Origin of the sequence: Comamonas sp. 4034, from assembly GCF_050434545.1 — a bacterium.
GTDB lineage: Bacteria > Pseudomonadota > Gammaproteobacteria > Burkholderiales > Burkholderiaceae_C > Comamonas > Comamonas odontotermitis.
In genome coordinates this window covers 1-1,703 of sequence record NZ_JBNDIT010000055.1, presented here as the reverse complement: position 1 = coordinate 1,703, position 1,703 = coordinate 1, and the positions used below count along the sequence as shown (strand labels likewise).

The window sequence follows — 1,703 nt, the reverse complement described above, 5'->3', positions numbered from 1 at the left end:
TATGAAAGTACTGGTACCCGTCAAGCGCGTGGTGGACTACAACGTGAAAGTGCGCGTCAAAAGCGACGGCACGGGAGTGGACATTGCCAACGTCAAGATGAGCATGAACCCGTTTGACGAAATCGCGGTGGAAGAGGCTGTGCGCCTCAAGGAAAAAGGCGTCGTCACCGAAATCATCGCCGTCTCCTGCGGCGTGGCCCAATGCCAGGAAACCCTGCGCACGGCCATGGCCATCGGCGCCGATCGCGGCATCCTGGTCGAGACCACCGAAGAGCTCCAGCCCCTGGCCGTTGCCAAGCTCCTCAAAGCCCTGGTCGACAAAGAGCAACCCGGCCTCATCATCTGCGGCAAACAAGCCATCGACGACGACTGCAACCAGACCGGCCAGATGCTCGCAGCGCTGGCAGACCTCCCCCAGGCCACCTTCGCCTCCAAGGTCGAAGTCGCGGGCGACAAGGTGAGCGTCACCCGTGAAGTCGACGGCGGCCTCGAAACCCTGCAACTGACAACGCCAGCGGTCATCACCACCGACCTGCGTCTGAACGAGCCGCGCTACGTCACCTTGCCCAACATCATGAAGGCCAAGAAAAAGCAGCTCGACACCGTCAAGCCCGAAGAGCTGGGCGTGGATGTGACCCCTCGCATCAAAACCCTCAAAGTGGCAGAGCCTGCCAAGCGCGGCGCAGGCGTCAAAGTCGCTGACGTCTCGGCCCTGATCGACAAACTCAAGAACGAAGCCAAAGTCATCTAACCCCGGCTAGGGCAGACCAACGCATCAATGGCTTTGAAAGAAACATCATGACCGCACTCGTTATTGCAGAACACGACAACCACAGCATCAAACCCGCCACCCTCAACACCGTCACGGCCGCCAAGGCCTGCGGAGCCGACGTCCACATTCTCGTGGCAGGTGAAGGCGCAGCCGCTGCAGCCCAGGCCGCAACCCAGATCGCAGGCGTTGCCAAAGTCATCCTCGCTGAAGGCGCATCGCTCAAGGACGGCCTGGCCGAAAACGTGGCAGCGCAAGTGCTCGCCATTGCAGGCAACTACAGCCACATCCTCTTTCCCGCCACGGCAGGCGGCAAGAACGTGGCTCCCCGCGTAGCGGCCAAGCTCGACGTCGCGCAAATCAGCGACATCACCAAAGTGGACAGCCCCGACACTTTCGAGCGCCCCATCTACGCGGGCAACGCCATAGCCACCGTGCAAAGCACCGACGGCAAGAAAGTCATCACCGTGCGAACCACCGGCTTTGATGCAGCAGCAGCCACCGGCGGCACGGCAGCCGTCGAAACCGTGGCCGCTGTCGAGGGCAGCGGCAAAAGCGCCTTCGTAGGCCGCGAAGTCACCAAAAACGACCGGCCCGAACTCACGGCCGCCAAAATCATCGTCTCGGGCGGGCGGGCGCTGGGCAGTGCGGAAAAGTTCAACGAAGTCATCACGCCGCTGGCCGACAAGCTGGGCGCAGCCATTGGCGCGAGCCGCGCGGCGGTGGATGCGGGCTACGCGCCCAATGACCTGCAGGTGGGCCAGACGGGCAAGATCGTGGCGCCGCAGCTGTACATTGCAGCGGGCATCTCGGGAGCGATCCAGCACCTGGCGGGCATGAAGGACTCCAAGGTGATCGTGGCGATCAACAAGGACGAGGAGGCGCCGATCTTCAGCGTGGCCGACTATGGCCTGGTGGCCGACCTGTTCGAGGC

General features: G+C 62.6%; 2 protein-coding genes. Both read left to right on the top strand.

The window, feature by feature from the left end; genetic code table 11:
* Window position 1 precedes the first annotated feature (1 nt).
* On the top strand, window positions 2–751 hold the full coding sequence (locus ABIE32_RS21700; protein ID WP_224150070.1) for an electron transfer flavoprotein subunit beta/FixA family protein: 750 nt from the start codon (window positions 2–4) through the stop codon (window positions 749–751).
* 47 nt (window positions 752–798) lie between these two features.
* A partial coding sequence (locus ABIE32_RS21695; RefSeq protein ID WP_429019405.1) for an electron transfer flavoprotein subunit alpha/FixB family protein occupies window positions 799–1,703 on the top strand: 905 nt, incomplete at its 3' end.